The organism is Chryseobacterium sp. GW821-FHT04C04, from assembly GCF_059420365.1.
The window spans coordinates 56829-80655 of sequence record NZ_JBWKTO010000001.1 but is presented as its reverse complement, the minus strand read 5'-3'; the positions used below and the strand labels follow the sequence as shown (position 1 = coordinate 80655).

Below are 23827 nucleotides of genomic sequence, written 5' to 3'. Positions count from 1 at the left end.
TTTAAAGGATACAATGGATCCTGATGAAAGCATAAAAATCTGTGTGCATCTGTGGTTCAAAATAATTAAGAAAATTTAGAAAAAACCTCTGAAATAATAAGAATGCTTTGCTCCAGCAGCTCCTCAGAAAGCGCTCCATAGCTTAGTCTGAAACCATTAACCTGATTTTGACTGTATTGTTTCGGATGAATGATCTTAATATTTTTTTCCAGCAGTAAATCTGTTACGATATCCCAATCCAATTGTGCTTTGGGAAGAATCCAAAAGGCGAGCCCCCCTTCAGGCAGTGTAAAATCTACAGTGTCTTTCATATGTTTTTTCAACAATTCAAAAACAAAGTCTCGCTTGTTTTTATAATATACCGTTGCTTTTTTAATATGTTTTTTCATAGCACCTTCTCTGATCAATTGAAGAACAGCCTGCTCCATAATCACGTCTCCATGTACATCAATAATTTTCCTCAGATCTCCTATTTTCTCCAGTAATTCCTGATTTTTAGTCGCCATATAACCAATTCTCAAAGCAGGGGCTACTACTTTACTCAATGTTCCGAAATATACATAATTGTGAAGTTCGGGAAAGCTTGAAATCGGCAGTATAGGACGATATCCAAAATGAAACTCATTATCATAATCATCTTCAATAATCGTGATATTGTACTGGTTCGATAATTCGACCAGTCTTAATCTTCTTGAGAGACTCAGGGTAACTGTAGTAGGATATTGCCTGTGAGGAGTTATGTATATGGCTTTTATAGTCTGATGCTGCGTTACCAGTCTTTCAATGGCTTCAATACTGATTCCTTCTTGATCTACAGGAACAGGTAGGAGGGTTGCTCCAGCATATTCAAAAGCACGCCATGCAGGCTGATATCCGGGATCTTCCACAATAATATGGTCTCCTGAAGTTAAAAGACTCTGCGCGGTGAGAAACATTCCCATCTGGCTGCCTCGTGTAATTGAAATTTCATTTTCATGAATATGCATTCCACGCTGGTGATTGAGCATCTGGGAGATTACTTTTCGAAATTCAATATCACCATGTTCATCTCCATAGCCCATCATCTGCCACTTTGCTTTGATGCTGAAGATCTGTCTGTAGGCTCTTGCCAGCTCCGTTACAGGTGCAATTTTACTATCTGGGTGACCATCGTCAAAATTGATTAAAAACCCAGTAGGCAATACCTTCTGCTGTTTGGTATTATTGATATGATCAGCACTTCTCTCATGCAGAACAGGCAGTTTTTCTGATACGAAAATACCTTTTCTTTCTTTAGAAATTACCCATTCTTCATTGATAAGCACCTGATAGGCTTCCACAACAGTATTCCTGTTGATTTTTAACATCTGCGCAAGATTCCTGCTTCCGGGAAGTGCATTCCCGGCTTTTAATCTGCCTGAACGGATATCATTGATAATAGTATCTGCAATCTGTAGATAAACTGCTTTATCAAGCTTTTTATCAATTTCTAATTCTAATTTCCAAGGTCGTAACATCTGGACTATCTATTTATATAAAAACTGAATCATTTTAACGGTCCAAATATAGAATAATTTTGTCATGCAATAAAGCACAAAACTATAATAATTTTAAAATCATGGACAAGAAAGAATTCAGTTCTAAAGATTTCCACGAAACTTTTGCAAGACCAAAGTATGTAAAGCCAAGCCATTTACTTCATAAGAATGTAGAGAACGCAGGAGAGCACAATCAGTTTTCAACGGAAAGGAAGCATCCGGTGTTCTTTGTAGATCTTCCGAGTAAAAATGTCAGTATGACAATCGGCGGACTACTTCCTGGGCAGCAGACCAATAAGCACCGTCATACTTATGAAACCGTATTGTTTGTCATTGAAGGAAAAGGATGGACAGAAGTAGAAGGTGAAAAAGTACATTGGGAAGCCGGAGATGCCGTATATATCCCTTCATGGGCATGGCATAAGCATCAGAACCTAAGTGATACGGAATCTGCCAAATATATTGCCTGCGAAAATGCTCCTCAACTACAGAACTTAGGAGTTGCTTTGAGAGAAGAGGAAGGCAGAGACCTTTAATATTTGAGATGTAAACCATTAAGGGATCGTTTTACAGATTTTATTGATAATGGATATGATTTTTTTTCCAAAGTGAAACTATTACTTAATGGTCTTAACAATTTAATCTCTCTTAATGGTTTAAGCCTTTTGCTAAAAATTATTTTAAATTTTTAAACTCACTAAACATGAAAAATGTGCCATTCAAAGGGATTATTGCCTATCCCATAACCCCTTTTGATGAAAATGAAAAAGTAAATATTACCCTTTTCAAACATCTTGTAGAAAGGCTGATCACTTCCGGAAGTCATGGGATTGCTCCGTTGGGAAGTACGGGAGTAATGCCTTATCTGTCCGATGAGGAAAAGGAAGAATTGACAGAAGCCACTTTACAGCAGGTAAAAGGAAGAATTCCGACGCTTGTAGGGGTTTCCAATCTTACAACGGAGAAAACAATCCATCATGCTCAATTTGCAGAGAAAGCAGGCGCAGATGCAGTAATGATTATTCCGATGAGCTACTGGAAACTTACTGATGATGAGATTGTAACACATTATGATGCGGTAGCCCGTAAAATTTCCATTCCTATTATGGCCTATAATAATCCTGCCACGAGTGGAGTAGATATGTCACCCGTTCTGTTGAAAAGACTTCTTGAGATTCCTAATGTAACCATGATCAAGGAAAGTACCGGAGATATACAGAGAATGCATTCTCTGAGAAGAGAATTGGGAGAAGAAGTAGCGTTCTATAATGGTTCAAATCCTTTGGCATTGGCAGCATTTTCTGCCGGAGCGAGAGGGTGGTGTACAGCAGCCCCGAATCTTATTCCTGAACTCAATATCAACCTGTATAATGCGGTGGAGGAAGGAAACCTTGAAAAAGCAAAAGCTATTTTCTACCAGCAGTTTGACCTCTTAAAATTTATTGTCAGTAAAGGATTGCCGAGAGCTGTAAAGGCAGGTCTCACTATTCTGGGTGAAGATGGCGGAAACCTGAGAAGTCCCTTAAAACCTCTTCAGGAAAAGGAAACCGAAGAATTAAAAAAGATTATTACAACCCTTACTCATTAATACAATCTTATGAAAAAATCCATTTTTTATCATGCCGGATGTCCTGTGTGCATCAGTGCAGAACACGATATTATCAATCTTGTAGGCCCTGAAAATGTTGAAATCATCCATTTGGGAAACGATAGAAATAAAATTGAAGACGCTGAAAAAGCGGGTGTACAATCTGTGCCTGCTTTAGTAACTCCTAACGGAAATGTTCTTCATATTAATTTTGGAGCATCTCTGGAAGATGTGAAAAAATAGTATTTTTAATCTTGTACAAACGGCTCAATTTCTTGAGCCGTTTTTTTTTGTTTTTGGAGAAATGCAAAGGTGCGGTTTCTGTTTTTTCTCTCGCGGAGTTCACAGATGATGCCGCTTTTTCTTTAAATAGTTGCATTTCCTTCTATGCCGTCAGAGTTATTGGTTTTATGTCCTGTTATTGCTGATGCAACAAAACTAAACAGACTCACCAGTTTTCCTGCTTTAGTATCCCAATAATAAGTTTCCTTGGGTTCTACCCGGATAATGGTAACATTAGGATCATCTTTTCCGTCAAACCAGGCCTTTGCGAGAGGAGACCATTTTTCTTCTATCGTAGCCTTGTCTTTATAAACAGAAGCTTTTCCATACACTGAAAGATATTGGGAGTCGCTGTTATTCATAAAAAACAGCTGTACTTTTCGGTCTTCTTTTATTTCAAAATTCTTGTTGCTGTTTCCACTGCTGATAAACCAGAGATTTCCGCTGTCGTCCGTTTCTTGCAGAGTCATGGGTCTTGAATTTACAGGAACAGTTTCCAAATCTGTACAAAACATACATATTCGGGCTTTTTCTGACAATTCCTTGATCTTTTTGATCGCTTCGAGATGGGTAAGATTTTGTGTTGACATAATTACTATTTTAAGTGATTGGTTGATATTTAAATGAATTTATTCAACAGAATTCGATGAATATTATGGATTAAAACATTCAAATACCCGACCAAAAGGGAATAAAATGTGGTACCTGAATCAGATTTCTTGTAAATATTTATTAAGGTTTGAGATGGAAAAGAGCAAAGGTGCTAAGAAATTTTCTACGTTTATATTGATTACTTTCATGTTTTAAGATAGGAGAACAGCTTTAAAAAGTTTTGTACATTTGAAGTATGCAGATTTCACCTCCCAAGCATTTGGCTCCTTTTATCAGGCATTATATTTTTTTAGAAAATTCTGAAAAAGAGGTAAAATCTGTACGACTGTTTACTGATGGGAGCAGCGGGCTTATTCTATCCGGAAATATGAATCTGTATTCAGGGATTTCGGAAGAACGTATGCCTCTTTCTTTTTTTTATGGAGCATTAAACGGCTATAAAGATTTTTCTTCAAAAGGCAGATTTTCCTTGATTGCTGTTGTATTCCAACCGTATTTTCTGAATATCCTTTTAAAAACATCTGCAAAAGAAATCCAAAATCAGATTATTTCTGTGGAAGATGTTTTAAAAAACAGATTGGAAGTCTTTCAGGAAAACCTTTTTAATAAAGCTCATCCTTCAAGTATTATTAATAACCTGAATACTTTTTTCACCGAATTTTTATCAGAAAGAATAAGTATTGATCACCAGATTATGATGGCTGCTCAAAAATATATTCTTCAGCATAAAGGTATTGTATCATCCAGGGACTTAGAAAAATTTACAGGATATTCAGAACGCCACCTGGAAAGAAAGTTTGAATATCATATGGGAGTAACCCCTAAAAAATATGGAAATATTATACGCCTTCATTATTTCTTAAGCCTTATTAATAAAGGTGTTGATCATAAAAATATGGCGATGCTTTCTTATGAAGCAGGCTATTCTGACCAGTCTCACCTTATCAGGGAATTTAAAAATAATATCGGTCTTACTCCCAAACAATACCTGAAGACAGAAAATAAAATGGCTGTTAATTTTATTGAGTTGTAACCTATTCATGTCGGTTTTATACAATTTTTTGATGACGATCTGATCTAGTTTTGTCAAAAAAAATCAATGAATATTAAAATTTCAACCGCACAATTTGAAAATAAAAGTGGAGACAAAGCTTATAACCTCTCCGTTATAGAAAAACTGGCTGGTAAAGCTGCTTCTGAAGGGTCTGATGTAATCGTTTTCCACGAATGCTCTGTTACAGGCTATACTTTCGCCCGAAAGCTTTCTAAAGAACAGCTGCTTGATGTTGCAGAGATGATTCCGGAAGGAGAAAGCATTCAAAAACTACAGGAGATTGCTGCTCACTATGATATCGTCATATTAGCCGGGTTGTTTGAAAAAGATGAGCATAATAATCTCTTCAAAGCTTACGTATGCGTTGATAAAACAGGGTTGAAAGCAAAATATAGAAAATTGCATCCTTTTATCAATCCCCATCTTACCCCCGGTAATGAGTATTGCGTATTCGATATTTTGGGATGGAAGTGTGGTATTCTCATCTGCTATGACAACAACATTATTGAAAATGTGAGGGCTACCAGACTTCTTGGTGCTGAAATTATTTTCATGCCTCACGTGACCATGTGTACGCCTTCCACAAGGCCGGGAGCTGGTTTTGTAGATCCTCAGCTTTGGGAAAACAGAGAAGCAGATCCTACTTCTTTACGGTTAGAATTTAATGGGATGAAGGGAAGAGACTGGCTGATGAAGTGGCTGCCATCAAGAGCTTATGATAACGGAGCTTATATTGTTTTCTCAAACCCGATTGGTATGGATGATGACCAATTGAAAAACGGATGCTCCATGATTATAGATCCTTTCGGTGATGTCATTGCAGAATGCCATTCCTTCGACGATAGTTTCGAATCTGCCGTGATTACTCCTGAAAAGCTTACCCAGGCAGGAGGGCATAGGTATATTAAAGCCCGCAGGCCGGAGTTGTATGGCGCAATAATAGGACAGGAACATTCATCTGAGCAGAAAGTGGTCTGGCTTGATGATAAAACAGTTTAAAATACAATCTCTCCTGTAGTATAATCTATAGGAGAGATTTATTTATTGATTAATGGTTTTCTGCAGATCGCTCCAGGCACCGCCATTGTAAATGTGCTTGAAACCCCTTTCTTTTAGAATATTTTCAGCTTTTACACTTCTTAACCCGTGAGAGCATACGGTGATGTATGTTTTTTCAGGATCAAGTTCTCTGTATCGCTCTCTGATGGTTCCCAGCGAAATATTGACGGAACCTTTTATATGTCCTGTTTCATATTCTTTTTCGGTTCTTACATCAAGAATAACGGCTCCTTTTTTCATCAAGGCAGGTAATCCATTATCTAGGGTTTGGAACCGGTAAATTCTATAGGCAACATACAAGATAAGCGCTATACCGCAGAATATAAGAAAACTCTTCATAGCTTGCTTAGTATTTTTTTATCAATATAAAACGTTCCGAACGGAATAAAGCAGGCTAAGATCACTTTCCATGTAACCTCTTTGAACTTCCAGTTTTGTTCTACCCCCACGCTCAGCGTATTGAACAGGAAAAGAAGGAATAATGTTCCATGAACGGGACCCAATACTCTTACAAATAGAGGGTTTCCCATCCCATATTTCATAGGAACAGCAATACATATTAGGCTCAACAGTGAAATGCCTTCTAAAATAGCCAGAATCCTCAACCGGCCGATCTTTGTTTTAAATAAATTCATCATAATTATCTGAAATAAGGTCTGTTTGCAAAAGGAGAAAAGGGCCAAGGAATCGCAATGAAAATAATGATCAGTGCAATGAAAAACCAGATTCCCATAGTCTTAAATTTTTCTTTATCTGAATCCTTTCGTTTGGCTAAAGCAGATCCGATCGTGATGATAATAATTGCCGTTATCATCAGTGAGATATGGATTAATCCGAAAAACAGATGTTCAAAAGATTCTTTGGCATCGCTCAGATTCTTCCAGAAGTATTGGATAACCGGGCTTTTAAAATAAAATATCATTCCTATGATCAATTGAATATGCGCTATAGTAGCGGTCCAATGCCGTACTGAATCATCCGTTTTGGTAAATTTTCTACTTGAAAAATATCCTTTAAAAGAACGGAAAATTGCATAAAGTAAGCTTAATAAAACCAGCCAGCGGGTCAGGGAGTGCAAAAAAGTAAGAGTCTGATACATCGGTTGTTTTTTCGAATGAAGCAAAGGTATGACAAAAACATACTAATTAGTATGTTTTTAGTCAAAAAAATTATTGAAGAGTATTGAAATAAGACTTAAGTCCTTTTAAATAAACAAGATAAACTTCTTTTGAGTTTTCAAGTTTACCCATATTTCTTACGCCCCAATATCCAGAAATTACAAAAACGCTCACTTCTCTTGAGCTCACTTCTTTTTTGATCAATCCGGCTTCTTTCCCTTTTTCAATACATTCTGTGAAAGCATTTTCCCATTCTTTTGAAAGTTTGTGCAGAGCTTCGGTAAAAGCAATATGCCATGGAGCCATCTGTTGTACAAAATTAGAAGTAGGACAGCCATATTCGACCCTTAGAAAATCATTTTCCATAAGAAGATTATAGAAGACCTGATAGATGTTTTCCAGAGGATTGGGGCCGTTTTGCAAAGTATCAATAAAAGTTTTTCTGAAGGTTGATTGCAAAAGTTCTGTGATAATGGCAAGACCCATTTCATCCTTAGTTTTGAAATGATAATAAAAAGCACCTTTTGTGACCTGAGTTTTTGCAATAATATCGTCAATACTCGTTGTCTGAAAGCCTTTTTCATAGATTAATTCAAATGCTTTCTGGAGAATAGTAAGACGGGTCGCTTCGGATTTTTTCATAAAAACTGCTGTTTATAATACAAAGGAACAAAATTTAAATAAAAAATAAAACTATCATTATTCTGATACATTAGTACAATTTAAATAATTTTTATAATACAATATTTCGTCGGAAATTTGCCTTGTCAATATCAACAAAATACAAGACAATGAATTTTCAAAAAGAAATACAGACCAATACTGCATCACAGACTGTAAAAAAGGGTCTTCCTGCAGCTTTATGGGCACTTACAATAAGTGCCTTCGCGATAGGAACTACAGAATTTGTGATTGTAGGCCTGCTTCCAACAGTAGCTTCTGATCTTGGAATCACGATTCCTTCAGCAGGATTGCTGGTGAGTCTTTACGCCATAGGAGTGGCAATTGGAGCTCCGATTTTAACGGCTTTAACAGGGAAGATTCCGCGTAAAATGCTTTTGGTTTCCATTATGCTGCTGTTTGTTATCGGGAATGGATTGGCATCTATTGCTCCCGGCTTTATAACACTTGTTTTGGCAAGAATATTAACAGGTTTTGCCCATGGGGTCTATTTTTCCATTGGTTCTACCATTGCGGCATCACTGGTTCCTGAAGAAAAAAGGGCAACCGCTATTTCTATTATGTTTGCAGGACTTACGCTGGCCATTGTAACAGGAGTTCCGCTGGGTACTTTTATCGGGCAGCATTTCGGATGGAGAGCGACCTTTATAGGCGTTTCAATTCTTGGCATCATCGGATTGGCAGCCAGCTTATTACTGGTTCCCAATAATCTGAAAAACGGGAAGTCCGCTTCTTTAAAAAGTCAGTTTAAAGTTTTGGGAAATAAACGTCTTATTTTTGCCTTTTTGATGACTGCAACGGGATATGGAGGAACATTTGTAGTTTTTACTTATCTGTCACCTATTTTACAGAAAATCACTGGATTTCACGAATCTACCGTTACGTTTATCCTGTTGATCTATGGAATTGCCATTGCATTGGGAAATCTGATTGGTGGAAAGGTAGCCAATAAAAATCCTTTGAAAGCTCTTCTATGGATGTTTGCAGCGCAGGGATTGGTTTTATTAGCATTTTATTTTACGGTAAGCAGTCCGGTTTTAAGTATCATTACCCTTTTCTTTTTAGGAGCATTATCGTTTGCTTCGGTTCCGGGACTTCAGCTATTGGTGGTACAGATTGCAGAAAAAGAACTTCCCGGTACTGAGGATGTCGCTTCAGGGATCAATATTGCGGCATTCAATATTGGTATTGCAATAGGATCTTATGCCGGAGGAATGATTGTAACTTCATCTTTGGGACTGGTGAGTACACCATGGATTGGAGCTTTATTCCTGGTAGTTACAGTATTGATTACCATGTACAGTATCAGCTTAAGCAAGAAAAAATAAGATTTCACTAATAGTTTTATCCGACTTATCAATCCATGTCAAGGTTTTAAACCTTGACATGGATAGAGCAAAAACCAGAATGTTAGAGGTATATAAATGAAGAGGAAACCAATACGGTGATGATGGAGTAGATGGTTTTATAAAGGCAGATTTTGATCTGCCTTTATTTTTTTTTGTAAAAAGTTTATATTAAAGTTTTTCTGCTTATGACAAGTGATCTGCATATATAAAAATCATATGATTATTCTTTAAGAATTCTTTTCATTATTTAAACAAGTATAGCTTATTTTGCTTGATTTAAAAGTGTTTAACATAATAAAAAATGGTCTTTATGTCTGAGTTAATTGTATATATTTATCATCTAATTTTAAATACATAAATAATGAAAAATTTAAAAAAATTATCCCGAAATGACCTTAAAATGGTAGAAGGAGGGTTACAACCACAAACTTGGATTGCAATTACTAAATGTGGCTTTACAGCTACAACAACTCAGGATTGGACCCCACAACAAGCAAATGCTTGGGTAGATGAAATTGAAAAAAATTACTGCAAAACACCTACTCATAGTGGTTCTAGTACAAATTTGGCATAGAAATTAATCTTAACTTAGGCACTTATAACGTAAATTAATGCGTTATAAGTGCAATTTTATAATGAAAAAATTTCCTATGCATAACCATAAAAAGTTATTCCAAATATTCATTCTACTGTATAGTATTTTATCCTATGCTCAATCATACAAACAGGATATGCTGCGTGGTGAGTTTACTTATATACTAAAAGCTAAATTTGATACGCGAATTGATAATAGACATGAAGAGGTATTTTCATTACAAATAGGGGATAATCGTGCATTTTTTGCAAGTAGCATATCCCTGAAAGGAGATTCGGTAATGGAGAATTCAAGAATAACAACAAATAATCCAAACGGAAGCATAACTCTTAGCTACAAGGAAGGAACAGTAATTCCAAAAACAGATTTTAACTTTACCATTGTACAATCCAATGAAAATATACAATATTTTGATTCAGTTTTCATGGCATTACTCACCTATAAAGAGCCGGTCATAAAGAACTGGAAACTTGTGAATGAAACTAAAGTAATCAATACCATACATTGCAAAAAAGCAGAAGTTACCTTTAAAGGAAGAAACTGGATAGCATGGTATGCCCCCGAAATTCCGTTTCCGTATGGCCCTATGAAATTCAGTGGATTACCCGGTTTGATTGTGAAAATAACGGATGACAAGGAAGATTTTGATTTTGAGCTGGTAAAATCTGTATCTGATTCTCAATTAAAAGGAAGATTAATCAATATTAAGAAAAGCAGATATACCGGGGCTGTAGAAACAACACAATCTAAATTGAAACAAGCACAAAGAAATAATGAAGCGAATACAGCTGCCGTACTTGCAAGCTATGGAACCACTATCGTAAAAGGACAGGAAATGTTAAAAAAGAGAGAAAAAACAAGGGAGGAAAACAGCCAATATCAAAATCCACTCGAATTAACACCTTAGGTTATTAAATTTCATAAATATCCGCATCGGTAAACACAAAAAATGTACTTTTCTTAGGCAGATTTTTAGTATCCAATCCTGTGAATTCACTGAAGGCTGGGAGCAATAACTGATTATTACTGAGAGCAAAGCAGGGGAGTCTTATATTTTTAACAGCAGAATTCAGGACAATTCCCGGATGAATATGACCGGTAATTTGGAATCCGGATCTTTCGGAATCAAAATCGTGAATAAAGGTAATGCCTTCTATTTCAAGACACTCAGTTTTGTGATTAAAACATAGTTTTTTCTCCAGAGCTTTTGAAATCCGGTCATGATTTCCTTCAATAAGATAAAACTGTATATGGGGATATTGGCTTTTCCATGTACAGAATTCGTCCACATCAGAATTGTCTCCGGCATGCAGCAGATCTCCAACCACAATAAATTTTTCAGGCTGAAAATATTCAATCAGAGCTGATAATCTTTCCAGATCGCTTTTCATAATATGATTCGCTAATGCGATACCATTTTTACGGAAATGGGCAGTTTTCCCGATGTGAAGATCAGAAAGGACTAATGCTTTTTCTCTATCCCAGAATGCTGCACGCTGATTGGTCAGAATAAAAATTTCGTTTTGGATAGAAATGCTTTTGGTTGCTATAAACACGCTTTATAATTGAAAATTTGAATAGACTTATTGAACTATATTAATTGCATCAGCTGACCTTCCTGCTTACATGAAACTTTTCATCAAAAACATAAGTCAGAGGAATTCCGGTCGCAATTTCCCGTTCTAAAATTTCCTCAGGAGACAGATGTTCCAGATACATAATCAAAGCACGCAGGCTGTTTCCATGAGCAACGATCAATACATTTTCTCCCTGCTTTAATAATGGTCTTATCTGACTTTCAAAATAGGGAATCACCCTGTTGCAGGTGTCTTTAAGACTTTCTCCTCCGGGAGGAACCACGTCATAGGACCTGCGCCAGGTATGAACCTGCTCGTCACCATATTTCAGGGCGGTTTCTGCTTTGTTTAATCCTTCAAGATTTCCGTAAGAACGTTCGTTTAATGCTTTATCCATAACGACCGGAATATTGGGATTTCCTATTTCATTCAGAATGATAGAGAGGGTATGCTGTGCTCTGATGAGTGCAGAAGTGAAAGCTATATCTATTTTTTCTCCTTGTAAAGAAAGACCTGCTTTTTTTGCTTCTTCAATACCAGCTTCTGTTATATCGATATCCTTCCAGCCTGTAAATCTGTTTTCAAGATTCCAGAGTGACTGTCCGTGACGGACTAAGAACAACTTTTCCATTATTTAAATTTTATTTTATACTTCTAAGAAGGTATACTCTAAGGTACGATGATTATTTAAATGTATCAAGAAAATTAACTTAGAATATTAGGCTAAGAATAAGATTAAAATGACAGGTAAATTCATTCAAAAAAGCGTTGATGAGCTCATCAGATATCGCTTATATTGGATAGTTTCAGCATTCTTTTAATTCTTGCATCCAGCCCTTCACTCGAAAGGGTCTGCCTCAGACTGTCTACTTTTATCGGGAAACTGAGCGGAGTAAAAGAACGGGAATGTTTTAAAATAATTTCAGACTTTTCAATCCTTTTAAAAGCTTCTACCAGCCGTTGTTCCTGAAGCTGCATATTAAAGACTTCTGTATAGGCTTGTTTTACTAAAAAATGATTGGAGTCGTGGTCTTCCAGAACTTTAAAAATAAGTCCGGCAGAACTTTGTAAAGATTTGTTGGAGCGCTGCTGTCCTGCATAGTTTTGAATAACCATTCCTGAAATCACGGCAATATCCCTGAATTTTCTTCTCGCCATTTCAGCAGAATTGATACTGGCAATCACATCATTCATGAGGTTCTCCCGGGTTAATATCTGCTGGAGATTATCTTCATTCAAAGGAATTTCCTTATCACTGAACAGCTCAAACCCGTAATCATTCATCGCCATCGAAAAGGAAATAGGAGCCAGCTTGGAAATACGATAGGCAATCAGAGCGGCCATCACTTCATGCACCAGACGGCCTTCAAAAGGATACATAAAGACATGATATCCTTCACGATTTTTGATCATTTCCACCAGAAATTCATTTTCTTTTGGGATATGGGAATTTTCTTCCTGATTGGCGAGCAGAGGATGCAGAAATTTAAGTTCTTTTTCCGAAGCTTTAGGATTTAAAGCATATGAAAGTTTTTCTCTTAAAAAATGTCCCAGATTGGAGCTCAGAGGCAGTCTTCCCCCAAGGTAACTCGGCACTAAAGCCCTTCCTTTTGCTGCTCTTACATAGACCGTCATATCCTTGATCATGGCGACTTCCAAGGTACGGCCCGCTAGAATGAATTTTTCTTCTTTTTTCAGTTTCGAAATAAAATATTCTTCAATCATTCCGATATATCCTCCGGAAATAAATTTTACTTTGAGCATGGCATCACTTACAATCACACCCATATTCATCCGGTGAAGCATGGCAATTTTTCTTGAAGTTACTTTGTAAAGCCCGTCTTCCATAATGACGATCTTATGGAATTCTTCATAGCTTTTCAGAACACTTCCGCCAATGGTAAGAAATTCAAGAATACTTTTCCATTCTTCATCCAGGATTTCCTGAAAGGCATATACTTTTTTGATTCTTTCGTACAGTTCATCAGGATAAAAACCATCACCCACAGCCAATGTCATCAGAAACTGAACCAGCACATCGAAGCATAAAACCTGTGGTTCTCTGGGCTCAACAACTTTCTGTTTTACGGCTTCTTTTAAAGCTGAAACTTCAATCAGTTCCAGAGAATGGGTTGGAACACAATAGATTCTGGAGGTTTCAAAAGGGGAGTGCCCACTACGGCCGGCTCTTTGCAGAAATCGTGCAACGCCTTTGGCAGATCCAATTTGAATAACGGTATCAACAGGTTTAAAATCAATTCCTAGATCAAGGGATGAGGTAGAAACCACAGCTTTTAATTTGCCGGAACTTAAATTTTCTTCAATCCAGATTCTCAAATGGGCATCAATGGAACTGTGATGGATAGCGATCTGACCTGCAAAATCAGGATAAGCATCCAACAGAAGCTGATACCACATTTCACTCTGGCTCCTGGTATTGGTAAAAACAATCGTAGATTTTGACTCCAGAATAATTGGAACAACTTTATCGGCAAGCTTGTTTCCAAGATGTCCTGCCCACGGTAATATTTCAATCTCGTTCGGAAAAACAGGAATAATATCTATCTTTTTGTGTTCTTTGGCTGTAATTTTTGTCTTTTTTATATCATAAGGAATAAGAACATGCATGGCTTCATCAAGATTTCCAATGGTTGCGGTAATACCCCATATTTTTATCTTGGGAACATATTTTCTAAGCTGTGAAATGCCCAGTTCTACCATAACACCGCGCTTTGAACCTAATAATTCATGCCATTCGTCCACAGCAACACATTTCATATCTCTGAAAAAGGTTTCATTGTTTTTCTGAGCCAGAAGCAGATGAAGACTTTCGGGAGTAACAACGAGAATTTCAGGCATTTTTTTCACCTGCTGCTGTCGCACTTTCGGATCGGTATCTCCATTTCTTACGCCTACAGCCCAATCAAGTCCAATTTCATCAATCGCTTCCTGCATGGCTTTCGCAATATCTTTGGATAAAGACCGCAATGGGGTAATCCAGATCATTTTTAGTCCTCTTTTGTATTGTTCAGGATGATTCAGGAAATCTGAAACCAATGCTAAAAAGACAGAAAACGTTTTTCCGAAACCGGTAGGGGCCACCACCATTCCACTGTAACCGTTTCCAAATTTCTTCCACGTTTCCAGCTGGAATTTAAAAGGAGCAATGCCTTTATCAGTCATCCATTGCTGAATGATCTTCAATCCGTCGGTATGTTCAAAAGCTGCCAATTTATATTTAGTTTAAATTTTTAACGCAAAAGACGCTAAGATTTTATATGATATTGTTTTATTTTCGATCGCAAGGGCGTTTCACTTAGTAAAGTCCATATTTTAATATAGATGAACGAAATGCTTTTGCGAACAAGAAAATAGTAGTCTTAAATTAAAAATCTTTGCGTCATTGCGTTATAATATTATTGTATTAATTTTTTGATTTCTTCAAGGTTGTCAATTTCATCTACCGTTTTATCTTTCCGCCATCTTACAATTCTTGGGAATCGAAGAGCAACACCACTTTTATGACGGTTGCTGAAACCAATGCCTTCAAAAGCAATTTCAAAAACAAGTTCTGCTTTTACGGTTCTCACAGGTCCAAATTTCTCAATGGCATTTTTGGTAACAAATCGACTTACTTCCATGATTTCTTTATCCGTCAATCCGGAATACGCTTTGGCTATGGTCACTAAAGCATCTCCATTTTTCACAGCAAAAGTATAATCGGTATAATAAGCACTTCGTCTGCCGCTTCCTTTCTGGGCATAAATAAGGACTGCATCAATAGTAAACGGATTGATTTTCCACTTCCACCAGTCGCCTTTTTTCCGGCCGGAATGGTAGGGTGAGTTTTTTTGTTTGAGCATCAAACCTTCACTGTTTACCGTTCTTGAATTTTCACGAAGCGAATCCAGTTCTTCCCATTTTTCAAAATCCAGACTGTTGGAAAGACTTATATTCTGAGGATTTTCATTTAATAATAATTCTTCAAGCAAGGCTCTTCTTGCAGAGATGGGCTTTTCTCTCAGATCATGATCTTCAAGTTCCAGCAAATCATAGGCAAAGACTTCAATCGGAATTTCCGATAACATTTTTTTAGTTAAAGTTTTCCTGTTTAATCTTTTTTGTAATTCATTAAAATTTAAAACCTTATTGTCTTTTACCGCAAGTATTTCTCCATCTATGACAAAGTTGCCTTTCATCGCTTTTACGACTTCTGTCACTTCTGGAAATTGTTCTGTAACGAGTTCTTCACCTCTTGACCAGATGAACACTTCGTCGTTTCTACGAATGATCTGCCCGCGTATTCCATCCCATTTGTATTCTACCAGCCATTCATCAGGATTTCCCAGTTCTTCAGGTAGTTTTTCCAAAGGATAGGCAAGGCAGAAGGGATAAGGTTTTGAATTGTCGGGATTCACATTTTCAGCATCAATAAGTTCTTTGAATGAGACCTCATCCGGCAGCCATTTTCCCATTAAACTATGCATCAATGCACTCGATTCCTGACCGGAGAATTTGGTCAGCGCATTGATTAATGTTTTATCTGAGACCCCGATACGGAAACTTCCGCCAATTAATTTATTGAAAATCAAGCGTTCAGTATAATCTAAACCATTCCATGAGTTTAAGACGAATTCTTTCTTTTCAGAATCTGTTTTGCCTTTCAAACCAACAATATCATTCATCCATTCGGACAAGGTACGTTCTATTTTCTCCTGTGGAGGCGGAAGAATCAATGATAGTGTTTCACCAAGATCTCCTACAGAAGAATAAGATTCCTGAAACAACCAGAAAGGAAGCCTGGTGATTTCCAGAGCCCATTCTTTCATATAATTGGTATTGACGTTTCTTTTGGGTCTTTTCCCGGTAAACAAAGCAATAAACCATACTTTATCTTCATCCGGAGCACGTTCCAGATAATCAATGATGGCATCAATTTTAGTATTGGTCTTATTGGTGGTTTCCAATGCATTGATAAGGTCTGCAAAATGTCTCATGATTCCGGATTTTCAATGGTTTCTTTTTCAGATTCTTCTTCATCTTCACCGAATAGGGTTTCCACAACATCTGCCTTGATTCCTATTTCATTCAGATATTTTGAAAACACTTCCGTCTGTCCGTGCGTTACATGTACGAGTTCTGCTTCTGTGGCTTTTACAGTCTGCAATAATCCCTTCCAATCTGCATGGTCACTCATGGCAAAGCCTGCATCTGCACTGCGCCATCTTCTGGCACCACGAACCTGCATCCAGCCGGAGCATATTGCGGTAGCCGGATCAGGAATTTTTTTGATGATATTACTGTCGAGTAAAGCTGGAGGGACAATGACAATTTCGTGTTCCATCTCTTTTGGGCGTTCCCTGAAGTCTGCAATGGTATACTCAGGAAGGTCGATTCCCACTGTTTCAAAGGCTTCATTCAGTTTTCCGATGGAATAGTGTACATATATTTTTCCCAGGCCTTCTACAGCCTTCATAATACGCTGGGCTTTTCCTAAAGAATATCCGATAAAGACTGATGTTTTATTATTTTCTTTATTCTTCAGTACCCAATTTTGTAATTTTTTATTTAAATCCGGAACTTCAAGCCAGTTGTAAATAGGGAGGCCAAAAGTACTTTCCGTAACAAATTCATTACATTTTACCAGCTCGAAAGGAGTACTCAGCCCGTCATCCTGAACTTTATAATCCCCTGAAATGACGGTCACATATCCTTTATATTCAAGCCTGATCTGTGCGGAACCAATAATATGTCCGGCAGGATGAAGCGAAAGTTTTACTCCATTGATGGTCACAATTTCTCCATATTCCAAACTTTGGCACTCGATATCCATGCCTATTCTTTGATGCAGAATAGGTTTCGTGAAATGATGGCAAAGGTATTTTTTCATTCCCCAACGGGCATGATCAGCATGCCCATGAGTAATAACCGCCATATCTACGGGTCTCCATGGATCTATATAAAATTTACCCTGCGGACAGTAAATTCCTTTTTTTGTAAATGTGATTAATTTCAATGGTGTGACTGGTTTTGTAGAATAAGCTTCAAAAACTTAACCAATTTACAACAAACTATTTATTTTTTTATCTTAGGTTTGGGCTAAAGCCGATGGAATATTTTAAAGATTAAATGGGCTTTACCCCCATTTATATTGATATTCAATAGCATTTAAATAATGAAAGGAAGGATTATAAGAAGATTGTAAAGCATAAAAAAAAGCTGCTTCTATTCGAAACAGCTTCTCTATATTATTTTTCATTCAGGACATCATTTACAAAATCAATCCATTGATAATCAGGAATTGTTTTGTCTATGAAATAGTCCGGCTGAATCCCTTTTCCGTCAATGGCCATCTCCGGGATACGGAAGCTTTTAGAGAGAGAATATCCTAATTTGAATTCGTTGCAGGGAGAGTTGACAAAATACATATTGGAGATATCCAAAACCCCGGCAGTTGTGGTTCCAAAAAGTTTTACTTTTTTGCTTTGTTTAGCAGCCAGCAAAAACTCTTCTGCCGTACTGCCATTTCCGCTGTTGATGATAATTCCTACATTTTGGGGATACGGTGAGATTTTATCCATTTTATTGACTCCTACTATATTTCCATCATCCTGCAGACTTACAAACTTGCCCAAATTCTGGGTTAGTTTGTCATAAGACTTTTTCAGATATTCCCTGTCCTCCGGAGAGATCCCATACTTTTGATAGTTTTCATAAAGGTCCAGCATTCTCTGATTATTCAGTTTTGTAGAGTAAAACTGTGTTCTTACGCTTCTTATAGGATTAGTGTAGAGATACGGAATGATTTTAGCAAAACTATTGTCACTTCCGCCGCCATTATTCCTAATGTCAATGATGAGATTTTCTGTGCGTTCAATTTTAGACTGATTGGCTGCGATAACGCTGTCTATATCTTTTTTCAATGCTCCGTTGAACGAAGGAATCCTTAAAAGAAGAGTACTTTTATTAATTTCTTTCAAAAAAGGTTTCTCAGCCATGGTTGCTTCAAAATAAGTCTCAATCTTTTCATCTTTTTCAAATTTCGGAGAAATTCTTTTTAAGGTAAAATCATTGATTTCAAGATAATTTTTTCCAATAAATCTTACATTGGTTATTTCCTGACCGGATTTGTTTCTTAAATAGAAAGTTCCTTTTGTTTTATCAGCATTAAGAGTGAGTTTTAATTCATAAGGTTTCCAGTTTTCAGCCCCCGATTTGATAATAAAACCCTTATAGATATCTCCAAATTTTTTAATTCCTATGGTGTAAGGCTGGACTTCCCATATTCCTTCAATATCTGAGTCTTTTTTAGAGACAACTTCCTTTTTAAAATTATCAATATCTACTTTTACACTTTCTGTTTTACTATTTTCCGTGGCTGCAGGTTCTGTCAGTTGATTGTTCTTTTCAATCATTGAAACGGAAAAATGACCGGATCTGAAGAATTTAAGCCACTCGTAAATGGTCTGAGCACATTCTAAATCTGCTTTTCTATTTTTGATTTTGTTCAGAAAGTCATTGTTATGAGCCTGATAAGCAGAAATTCCCTTTTTATCAATTGCATATTGATATCCGGCGTCATTTTCCTCAAATGTTTTTTTTACCCATTGAAAATTGCTTTCACAATCACAGTTTTGAGCAAAGCTAAAAGAAGAGGAGGAGATAAAAATTAAAAGAAGTGTCTTAATTTTAAGCATACAATGGTTTTTAGTTTAATAGGTGCAAATCTAACGATAAATATAATTTTTTATGATTTTGAAAGTATTTATTTAGCCAAACATTCCCTTCTCATAGGATTATCTGGACTTTTCAGCAATATAAAATTGAACGCTGCAGCAATATTGAGCTTCCTGAAATCTTTGAAATTTGTACCAACATTTAAAAAGAATACAATGAGTAAAACAATTTTAATTACAGGTGCAGCAAGTGGATTCGGAAAGATGGCTGCTTTTGATCTTGCTAAAAAAGGACATAAGGTAATTGCTACTGCACAGGTCTATCCTCAGATGAGTGATTTAATCCGGGAAGCTAAAGAACAGCATATTGACCTTACGGTGGATAAACTGGATGTAACCAGCCAAAGAGATATTGATTATATCTTAAAAAAGTATGAAATAGATATTTTAATCAGCAATGCCGGAATCATGGAAGGCGGCCCGATTGCTGAGCAGCCTGTTGATATTATCCGTTCTATGTTTGAGGTGAATGTGTTTGGTGCATTGAACCTTGCCCAGGGTTTTATCAAAAAGTTTGTTGAAAAAAAGAAGGGTAAAATTGTTTTCACCTCTTCAATGGGAGGTTTATGGACAGTTCCGTATGTCGCTGCATATTGTGCTTCAAAACATGCATTGGAATCTATCGCTGAAGGATTGAGAACAGAACTTGCTCCGTTTAATATCAAAATTGCAACCTGCAACCCGGGTGTATTTGGAACAGGATTTAATGACAGGGGAGTAGATTCTATTTTCCATTGGTATGATCCGAAAAATAACTTCACTCCGGAATCTGCTTTTGATGGAGCGGCAGAATCTTTAGCCCACCAGCTTGATCCACAGTCTATGGCAGACGTGATTGTAAATGTAGCTTTAGATGATGAGAGTCATTTCAGAAATGTACATCCAAAAGAAACTGAAGATTTTGTAAAACAACTTCAGGCAGATGCATGGACCTCAAAAAGCTAAATATCATGGAGTTGAATTATAATATTGCCGAAAAAGCCTTACATGCAGCCAAAGAAAAGGCATTGTCTATGAATATTCCTGTGACTATTGCCGTGGTAGATGCTGGAGGTCACCTGGTTGCATTGGCACGACTGGACAGTGTCTACGGAGTGATTGATTTTGCCATTAAAAAAGCAAAAACAGCAGTGATGTTTGGTGTAAACAGTGATCTGATGGGAGGAATTATCTCAGAAACCGGCATTCATGGGTACGGAATGCTGAATTCCAATGACGGACTTCTGACTATTGCTGGCGGTGTTGTCCTTAAGAATGCACAAGGTAAGATTATTGGTGCTATAGGCTCATCAGGCGGAACTCCCGAGCAGGATAAAGAAATTGCAGAGGCGGGCGCTCAGGTTATTGCTTAAATTTCAGATATTTGTAGTATGGAAAATACTTCTGAAATCATATTCGACAAACTGGTTTATTCATGTGCTTTTGAATCTTATAGAGGGCATGAGGAGTTCATTCCGGACCATTTTCTTGGATTTCAGATATCCGGGGAAACTCATGCTTTTCATGAACAGGGTAAAACGGTGATCAAAGAAAATACAGTGGTCCTGGTCAGGAAAAATCAACTGATCAGAACGATTAAATATCCTTCAGCTCATGAAAAGTATCAGTTTATCTCCATCACACTGGATGATGAAACACTGAGACAGTATGCCACTGATAACAAAATTGTTGTAAATAGCAATTTTCCAGGAAATCAGCGGTTGTTTTTTGAACCCAATGATTTTTTTGAAACCTATTTTGCTTCTCTTATTCCTTACGTCAATAAAACACAGGAAATTCCTCCGAAGTTAGCGGTTTTAAAGGTGAAAGAAGCCATAGAACTCCTTTTGCTGAGTAATCCTGATCTTAAAAATCTCCTTTTTGATTTTTCTGAACCTTATAAAATTGATCTTAAAGAGTTTATGAATAAGAATTTTATGTTCAATGTATCGGTAGATGCTTTTGCACGGCTTACAGGTCGTAGTCTTTCGGGTTTCAAGAGGGATTTTAATAAAACGTTTGAGATGACGCCCAAGCAATGGCTGAAAGAAAAAAGATTGACAGAAGCCTATTATTTAATTAAAAACAGGGATAAAAAGCCTTCAGATATTTATCTTGATCTGGGTTTTGAGAATTTATCCCATTTTTATTCTTCTTTCAAAAAGAAATTTGGCGTAACGACTACGGAAGTATAACTTTTAACCATAAAAAATACAAATTATACTATAATCTAACTATTGGAAAAACGCAAAGACGCAAGAAAAGTTTTACAATGTGATGATTTTAACGCAAGGATTTTATCTCCGATAAAATTGAACACTGAATATTTCAAAATTATAGTTGATTAACCACAGCATCTGCGTAATCTCTAAGATCTGCGAGAATCTATCAATCATTGATGATTTTCCTGGGTCTTTGCGTTTTCCTACATACTAGTAAGGGATTATATTTTCTGATCTCAGTCTTTCAAAAACATCTGTAAAAGAATTTTCTGTGCTTGTATAGGCTGTAAATCCAAGTTTTCTGCTTTTAGACATATCACACATCACCTCCAAAGGTCTTCCCAGATCCAGATCTGTATGCCATGCTGAAGACAGGCGGTCAAGATCTTTTTCTTTAAGGTTATATTTTTCTGCTATTTCTGACCAAATCTGGTGATCGTTTTCCAGTTCTTTTTCAAGAGGTCTTATAGTACCATTGAAGCCTTCAGCTTCTACATCGAACCAGTCTGCCAGCCTTTTCCATAGCCATTTCCATCGGAAAACATCTCCATTCGTGATATTGAATGCCTGATTCTTTGCGGATTCTGTAGTAGAAGCCCAAACCAATTGTGCAGCCAATATTCTGGCATCCGTTACGTCCGAAACTCCGTTCCATTGTGCTTCTGATCCCGGCCATATGAATTTTCTTCCGGTTTCCTTACAGATGCTCGCATATACGGCCAATGTGGTTGCAATATTCATCAGGTTTCCAATGGCATATCCAACAACGGTGTGAGGTCTGTGAATACTCCATCTGAAGCCATCTCTTTCGGAAGCTTTGTACACTTCGTCTTCCTGTGCATAATAAAAATTGGGAAGCGGAAGTCTTGGATGCTCTTCTCTTACAGGTGTTTCAGGTAAAACGCCTTCTTTAGCATAAGCCTCAAATGGTCCTAAATAATGTTTAAGCCCTGTAACCAAAGCCACATGCTTCACTGATTTTTTAGGCGATAAAACATTTAATAAATTTCTTACCAGTTTGCTGTTGACAATGATGTTTTCTTCTTCAGTATCGTTACGCATCCATGTCGTAAAGTAAATGTGGGTAGGAGAGATCCCTTCCAGTGCTTCAGTAAGGCATTGTTCATCCAGAAGATCTGCCTTTACAGGACGAAGACCTGGGGTATTGTTGTTGGGGTTTCTGGATAAGCCATAGGTTGTCCAGCCTTGTGCGATCAATTCTTCGGCAAGGTTACTTCCTGTAATTCCGGTAGCACCTACTACCAATGCAATATTTTCCATAAGTATTGTAAAATTTCTTGTACAAAATTATGAACGGAAACAGGTTTTTATCCTTGATGTGGGTCATGCGTTTGAGTTGATCTGGATCAAGTATTATTCAGGGAATTCTTTTTACGGATCCTGCTCACGGTTTCCGGAGCAAGGCCAAGATAAGAAGCAATAAGATTGTGCGGGACTCTTTTGATCATTTCCGGATTCTTATGAGTGAGTTGAAGATATTTTTCTTCAGCCGTGTAGCTGTTGGAAACAATAAGCCTGTAATCTTTCGTAACGAGGCTGTTTTGATATAAAATTCTGAAATAACGGTCCATCACAGGAATTTCCAGCATCATTTTTTCATAATCTTCCAAAGTGATCATCAGTACTTCGGTTTCTTCTATAGCATCAATATTCAGGACTGATTTTTCCTGATTGATAAAGCTGTTGAAGTCCGAGATCCACCAGCCTTCAAAGGCAAACATATTGATATTCTCATTTCCTTTTTCATCCAGAAAATAAGATTTCAGAAGGCCTTTGCTTACAAAAGACAAAGATTTGCAGATATCTCCTTCCTGAAGCAGATATTGTTTTTTACGAAGCTTTTTAGAAGTAAAAAAAGATTGAAGCTGACTTTTTTGCTCTTCTGTAATATCAACCTTATTCTCAATATGGGAAAGAAGGACCTCAAACATTAAATACATATTTCATCAAAAATACTACTTTCAACAGCAAACTGAATCTTATTTTTCAAAATCATAAAGATTGATTCCTATTTCTTCGTTTTTAATTTTTACGATTCTGGTATCTAATGGATAAAAAATAAATTCTGCAGCCCCCTGAATTTTTGCTTCCAAAAGATGACCTGCCAAAGCGGTGTAATCTTCTCTTCCCAACGTAATGTGCAAATGAGGCATAAGTTTGCCCTCTATTTCAGAGATATTTCCGGAAATATTGGTGACTTCCATCTGTTCTTTAAAAGTTTTATCAACATATTTTTGGGTTGCCGGATTAAAAAAACGGAGTGTTGCTTCACTCACAGCACCAATTCCTGTCACTTCTCCAGCCAGAATACTTTGGTTCTGGATAAAATCCGTTAAAGTTTCCACTATATTGGAATGATTGTCGAGACTTACTACATAGATTTGACCTGCTTTTTTTGCAGACCAACGGTTTCCTTTACAGTTGATGATCTCCATAT

26 protein-coding genes are annotated in these 23827 nt (G+C 36.9%); 11 read left to right on the top strand and 15 right to left on the bottom strand.

All coding sequences use genetic code 11. The features are described 5' to 3' along the window. Nucleotides 1-65 precede the first annotated feature (65 nt). Complete coding sequence (gene pdxR / locus AC07UM_RS00370) at nucleotides 66-1496, bottom strand: MocR-like pyridoxine biosynthesis transcription factor PdxR (protein ID WP_494682985.1); 1431 nt, start codon at nucleotides 1494-1496, stop codon at nucleotides 66-68. 101 nt (nucleotides 1497-1597) lie between these two features. Here pdxR and AC07UM_RS00365 point away from each other — a divergent pair, with 101 nt between their 5' ends. From AC07UM_RS00365 to AC07UM_RS00355, 3 genes are all read left to right on the top strand, one after another. Further along, on the top strand, nucleotides 1598-2053 hold the full coding sequence (locus AC07UM_RS00365; protein ID WP_103234631.1) for a cupin domain-containing protein: 456 nt from the start codon (nucleotides 1598-1600) through the stop codon (nucleotides 2051-2053). 167 nt (nucleotides 2054-2220) lie between these two features. After that, nucleotides 2221-3105: a dihydrodipicolinate synthase family protein gene (locus AC07UM_RS00360; RefSeq protein ID WP_494682986.1), complete on the top strand. Its 885-nt coding sequence runs from the start codon at nucleotides 2221-2223 to the stop codon at nucleotides 3103-3105. Nucleotides 3106-3114: 9 nt separating this feature from the next. Further along, nucleotides 3115-3348 carry a thioredoxin family protein gene (locus AC07UM_RS00355; RefSeq protein ID WP_494682987.1) on the top strand — a complete coding sequence of 78 codons (234 nt, stop codon included), beginning with the start codon at nucleotides 3115-3117 and terminating at the stop codon, nucleotides 3346-3348. A 122-nt stretch (nucleotides 3349-3470) separates the two neighbouring features. On the opposite strand, the gene AC07UM_RS00350 is transcribed toward AC07UM_RS00355, so the two are convergent. Continuing rightward, complete coding sequence (locus AC07UM_RS00350) at nucleotides 3471-3977, bottom strand: pyridoxamine 5'-phosphate oxidase family protein (RefSeq protein WP_494682988.1); 507 nt, start codon at nucleotides 3975-3977, stop codon at nucleotides 3471-3473. Between the two features lie 257 nt (nucleotides 3978-4234). Between AC07UM_RS00350 and AC07UM_RS00345 the strand changes: the two genes are divergently transcribed. Then, the gene (locus tag AC07UM_RS00345) at nucleotides 4235-5032 is read left to right on the top strand and encodes a DUF6597 domain-containing transcriptional factor (RefSeq protein WP_494682989.1); all 798 of its coding nucleotides are present in this window, start codon (nucleotides 4235-4237) and stop codon (nucleotides 5030-5032) included. A 66-nt stretch (nucleotides 5033-5098) separates the two neighbouring features. Continuing rightward, nucleotides 5099-6052 carry a nitrilase family protein gene (locus AC07UM_RS00340; protein ID WP_494682990.1) on the top strand — a complete coding sequence of 318 codons (954 nt, stop codon included), beginning with the start codon at nucleotides 5099-5101 and terminating at the stop codon, nucleotides 6050-6052. 42 nt (nucleotides 6053-6094) lie between these two features. Here the strand turns inward: AC07UM_RS00340 and AC07UM_RS00335 are convergent, their stop codons facing one another. The 4 genes from AC07UM_RS00335 to AC07UM_RS00320 form a co-directional block, all read right to left on the bottom strand. After that, nucleotides 6095-6451, bottom strand: a complete 357-nt coding sequence (locus AC07UM_RS00335; RefSeq protein WP_494682991.1) for a rhodanese-like domain-containing protein — start codon at nucleotides 6449-6451, stop codon at nucleotides 6095-6097. Continuing rightward, on the bottom strand, nucleotides 6448-6750 hold the full coding sequence (locus tag AC07UM_RS00330) for a DUF3817 domain-containing protein (protein ID WP_494682992.1): 303 nt from the start codon (nucleotides 6748-6750) through the stop codon (nucleotides 6448-6450). Before AC07UM_RS00330 ends, AC07UM_RS00335 begins: the two co-directional genes overlap by 4 nt. A 2-nt stretch (nucleotides 6751-6752) precedes the next feature. Further along, the gene (locus AC07UM_RS00325; protein WP_494682993.1) at nucleotides 6753-7211 is read right to left on the bottom strand and encodes a hypothetical protein; all 459 of its coding nucleotides are present in this window, start codon (nucleotides 7209-7211) and stop codon (nucleotides 6753-6755) included. A gap of 70 nt (nucleotides 7212-7281) precedes the next feature. Next, nucleotides 7282-7872, bottom strand: a complete 591-nt coding sequence (locus AC07UM_RS00320) for a TetR/AcrR family transcriptional regulator (RefSeq protein WP_494682994.1) — start codon at nucleotides 7870-7872, stop codon at nucleotides 7282-7284. 149 nt (nucleotides 7873-8021) lie between these two features. On the opposite strand from AC07UM_RS00320, the gene AC07UM_RS00315 reads away from it, so the two are divergent. From AC07UM_RS00315 to AC07UM_RS00305, 3 genes are all read left to right on the top strand, one after another. Next, entirely contained in the window at nucleotides 8022-9239 is a 1218-nt protein-coding gene (locus AC07UM_RS00315; protein WP_494682995.1) for an MFS transporter, read from the top strand. A 382-nt stretch (nucleotides 9240-9621) separates the two neighbouring features. After that, complete coding sequence (locus tag AC07UM_RS00310) at nucleotides 9622-9834, top strand: bacteriocin-like protein (RefSeq protein ID WP_494682996.1); 213 nt, start codon at nucleotides 9622-9624, stop codon at nucleotides 9832-9834. Nucleotides 9835-9910: 76 nt separating this feature from the next. Next, nucleotides 9911-10762 carry a GLPGLI family protein gene (locus tag AC07UM_RS00305; RefSeq protein WP_494682997.1) on the top strand — a complete coding sequence of 284 codons (852 nt, stop codon included), beginning with the start codon at nucleotides 9911-9913 and terminating at the stop codon, nucleotides 10760-10762. Nucleotides 10763-10766: 4 nt separating this feature from the next. Here the strand turns inward: AC07UM_RS00305 and pdeM are convergent, their stop codons facing one another. From pdeM to AC07UM_RS00275, 6 genes are all read right to left on the bottom strand, one after another. After that, nucleotides 10767-11411 carry a ligase-associated DNA damage response endonuclease PdeM gene (gene pdeM, locus AC07UM_RS00300; RefSeq protein ID WP_494682998.1) on the bottom strand — a complete coding sequence of 215 codons (645 nt, stop codon included), beginning with the start codon at nucleotides 11409-11411 and terminating at the stop codon, nucleotides 10767-10769. Nucleotides 11412-11460: 49 nt separating this feature from the next. Then, nucleotides 11461-12063 carry a 2,3-bisphosphoglycerate-dependent phosphoglycerate mutase gene (locus tag AC07UM_RS00295; protein WP_494682999.1) on the bottom strand — a complete coding sequence of 201 codons (603 nt, stop codon included), beginning with the start codon at nucleotides 12061-12063 and terminating at the stop codon, nucleotides 11461-11463. Between the two features lie 149 nt (nucleotides 12064-12212). Continuing rightward, a complete protein-coding gene (locus AC07UM_RS00290; protein WP_494683000.1) occupies nucleotides 12213-14663 on the bottom strand; it encodes a ligase-associated DNA damage response DEXH box helicase in 2451 nt (816 codons plus the stop codon). Nucleotides 14664-14848: 185 nt separating this feature from the next. Beyond that, complete coding sequence (locus AC07UM_RS00285) at nucleotides 14849-16429, bottom strand: ATP-dependent DNA ligase (protein WP_494683001.1); 1581 nt, start codon at nucleotides 16427-16429, stop codon at nucleotides 14849-14851. After that, nucleotides 16426-17448 (bottom strand): ligase-associated DNA damage response exonuclease, encoded by a 1023-nt coding sequence (locus tag AC07UM_RS00280; RefSeq protein ID WP_494683002.1) that lies wholly within the window; start codon nucleotides 17446-17448, stop codon nucleotides 16426-16428. The genes AC07UM_RS00285 and AC07UM_RS00280 overlap by 4 nt, the downstream gene beginning before the upstream one ends. A gap of 232 nt (nucleotides 17449-17680) precedes the next feature. Next, nucleotides 17681-19129 (bottom strand): S41 family peptidase, encoded by a 1449-nt coding sequence (locus AC07UM_RS00275; protein WP_494683003.1) that lies wholly within the window; start codon nucleotides 19127-19129, stop codon nucleotides 17681-17683. A 195-nt stretch (nucleotides 19130-19324) separates the two neighbouring features. Between AC07UM_RS00275 and AC07UM_RS00270 the strand changes: the two genes are divergently transcribed. The 3 genes from AC07UM_RS00270 to AC07UM_RS00260 are packed head-to-tail and all read left to right on the top strand — an operon-like array spanning nucleotide 19325 to nucleotide 21342. Continuing rightward, nucleotides 19325-20113, top strand: a complete 789-nt coding sequence (locus AC07UM_RS00270; protein ID WP_494683004.1) for an SDR family oxidoreductase — start codon at nucleotides 19325-19327, stop codon at nucleotides 20111-20113. A 5-nt stretch (nucleotides 20114-20118) separates the two neighbouring features. Beyond that, the gene (locus AC07UM_RS00265; protein ID WP_494683005.1) at nucleotides 20119-20520 is read left to right on the top strand and encodes a GlcG/HbpS family heme-binding protein; all 402 of its coding nucleotides are present in this window, start codon (nucleotides 20119-20121) and stop codon (nucleotides 20518-20520) included. A gap of 18 nt (nucleotides 20521-20538) precedes the next feature. Next, complete coding sequence (locus AC07UM_RS00260) at nucleotides 20539-21342, top strand: helix-turn-helix domain-containing protein (protein ID WP_494683006.1); 804 nt, start codon at nucleotides 20539-20541, stop codon at nucleotides 21340-21342. 237 nt (nucleotides 21343-21579) lie between these two features. On the opposite strand, the gene AC07UM_RS00255 is transcribed toward AC07UM_RS00260, so the two are convergent. The 3 genes from AC07UM_RS00255 to AC07UM_RS00245 all read right to left on the bottom strand — a co-directional run bounded on the left by AC07UM_RS00255 (nucleotide 21580) and on the right by AC07UM_RS00245 (nucleotide 23825). Next, nucleotides 21580-22650 (bottom strand): SDR family oxidoreductase, encoded by a 1071-nt coding sequence (locus AC07UM_RS00255; protein ID WP_494683007.1) that lies wholly within the window; start codon nucleotides 22648-22650, stop codon nucleotides 21580-21582. An 86-nt stretch (nucleotides 22651-22736) separates the two neighbouring features. Continuing rightward, nucleotides 22737-23321 (bottom strand): Crp/Fnr family transcriptional regulator, encoded by a 585-nt coding sequence (locus AC07UM_RS00250; protein WP_494683008.1) that lies wholly within the window; start codon nucleotides 23319-23321, stop codon nucleotides 22737-22739. 48 nt (nucleotides 23322-23369) lie between these two features. After that, nucleotides 23370-23825 carry a PPC domain-containing DNA-binding protein gene (locus tag AC07UM_RS00245; RefSeq protein WP_494683009.1) on the bottom strand — a complete coding sequence of 152 codons (456 nt, stop codon included), beginning with the start codon at nucleotides 23823-23825 and terminating at the stop codon, nucleotides 23370-23372. Between the last annotated feature and the right edge of the window lie 2 nt (nucleotides 23826-23827).

Excerpts from the sequence above, each read along its gene's own strand:
- AC07UM_RS00270 (WP_494683004.1), top strand. The coding sequence starts at position 19,325 with ATGAGTAAAACAATTTTAATTACAGGTGCAGCAAGTGGATTCGGAAAG.
- AC07UM_RS00365 (WP_103234631.1), top strand. The coding sequence starts at position 1,598 with ATGGACAAGAAAGAATTCAGTTCTAAAGATTTCCACGAAACTTTTGCA.
- AC07UM_RS00295 (WP_494682999.1), bottom strand. The coding sequence starts at position 12,063 with ATGGAAAAGTTGTTCTTAGTCCGTCACGGACAGTCACTCTGGAATCTT.
- AC07UM_RS00320 (WP_494682994.1), bottom strand. The coding sequence starts at position 7,872 with ATGAAAAAATCCGAAGCGACCCGTCTTACTATTCTCCAGAAAGCATTT.
- AC07UM_RS00250 (WP_494683008.1), bottom strand. The coding sequence starts at position 23,321 with ATGTTTGAGGTCCTTCTTTCCCATATTGAGAATAAGGTTGATATTACA.
- pdxR (WP_494682985.1), bottom strand. The coding sequence starts at position 1,496 with ATGTTACGACCTTGGAAATTAGAATTAGAAATTGATAAAAAGCTTGAT.
- AC07UM_RS00325 (WP_494682993.1), bottom strand. The coding sequence starts at position 7,211 with ATGTATCAGACTCTTACTTTTTTGCACTCCCTGACCCGCTGGCTGGTT.
- AC07UM_RS00315 (WP_494682995.1), top strand. The coding sequence starts at position 8,022 with ATGAATTTTCAAAAAGAAATACAGACCAATACTGCATCACAGACTGTA.
- AC07UM_RS00360 (WP_494682986.1), top strand. The coding sequence starts at position 2,221 with ATGAAAAATGTGCCATTCAAAGGGATTATTGCCTATCCCATAACCCCT.
- AC07UM_RS00345 (WP_494682989.1), top strand. The coding sequence starts at position 4,235 with ATGCAGATTTCACCTCCCAAGCATTTGGCTCCTTTTATCAGGCATTAT.
- AC07UM_RS00275 (WP_494683003.1), bottom strand. The coding sequence starts at position 19,129 with ATGCTTAAAATTAAGACACTTCTTTTAATTTTTATCTCCTCCTCTTCT.
- AC07UM_RS00340 (WP_494682990.1), top strand. The coding sequence starts at position 5,099 with ATGAATATTAAAATTTCAACCGCACAATTTGAAAATAAAAGTGGAGAC.
- AC07UM_RS00245 (WP_494683009.1), bottom strand. The coding sequence starts at position 23,825 with ATGGAGATCATCAACTGTAAAGGAAACCGTTGGTCTGCAAAAAAAGCA.
- AC07UM_RS00350 (WP_494682988.1), bottom strand. The coding sequence starts at position 3,977 with ATGTCAACACAAAATCTTACCCATCTCGAAGCGATCAAAAAGATCAAG.
- AC07UM_RS00260 (WP_494683006.1), top strand. The coding sequence starts at position 20,539 with ATGGAAAATACTTCTGAAATCATATTCGACAAACTGGTTTATTCATGT.
- AC07UM_RS00355 (WP_494682987.1), top strand. The coding sequence starts at position 3,115 with ATGAAAAAATCCATTTTTTATCATGCCGGATGTCCTGTGTGCATCAGT.
- AC07UM_RS00285 (WP_494683001.1), bottom strand. The coding sequence starts at position 16,429 with ATGAGACATTTTGCAGACCTTATCAATGCATTGGAAACCACCAATAAG.
- AC07UM_RS00255 (WP_494683007.1), bottom strand. The coding sequence starts at position 22,650 with ATGGAAAATATTGCATTGGTAGTAGGTGCTACCGGAATTACAGGAAGT.
- AC07UM_RS00305 (WP_494682997.1), top strand. The coding sequence starts at position 9,911 with ATGCATAACCATAAAAAGTTATTCCAAATATTCATTCTACTGTATAGT.
- AC07UM_RS00330 (WP_494682992.1), bottom strand. The coding sequence starts at position 6,750 with ATGATGAATTTATTTAAAACAAAGATCGGCCGGTTGAGGATTCTGGCT.
- AC07UM_RS00335 (WP_494682991.1), bottom strand. The coding sequence starts at position 6,451 with ATGAAGAGTTTTCTTATATTCTGCGGTATAGCGCTTATCTTGTATGTT.
- AC07UM_RS00265 (WP_494683005.1), top strand. The coding sequence starts at position 20,119 with ATGGAGTTGAATTATAATATTGCCGAAAAAGCCTTACATGCAGCCAAA.
- AC07UM_RS00310 (WP_494682996.1), top strand. The coding sequence starts at position 9,622 with ATGAAAAATTTAAAAAAATTATCCCGAAATGACCTTAAAATGGTAGAA.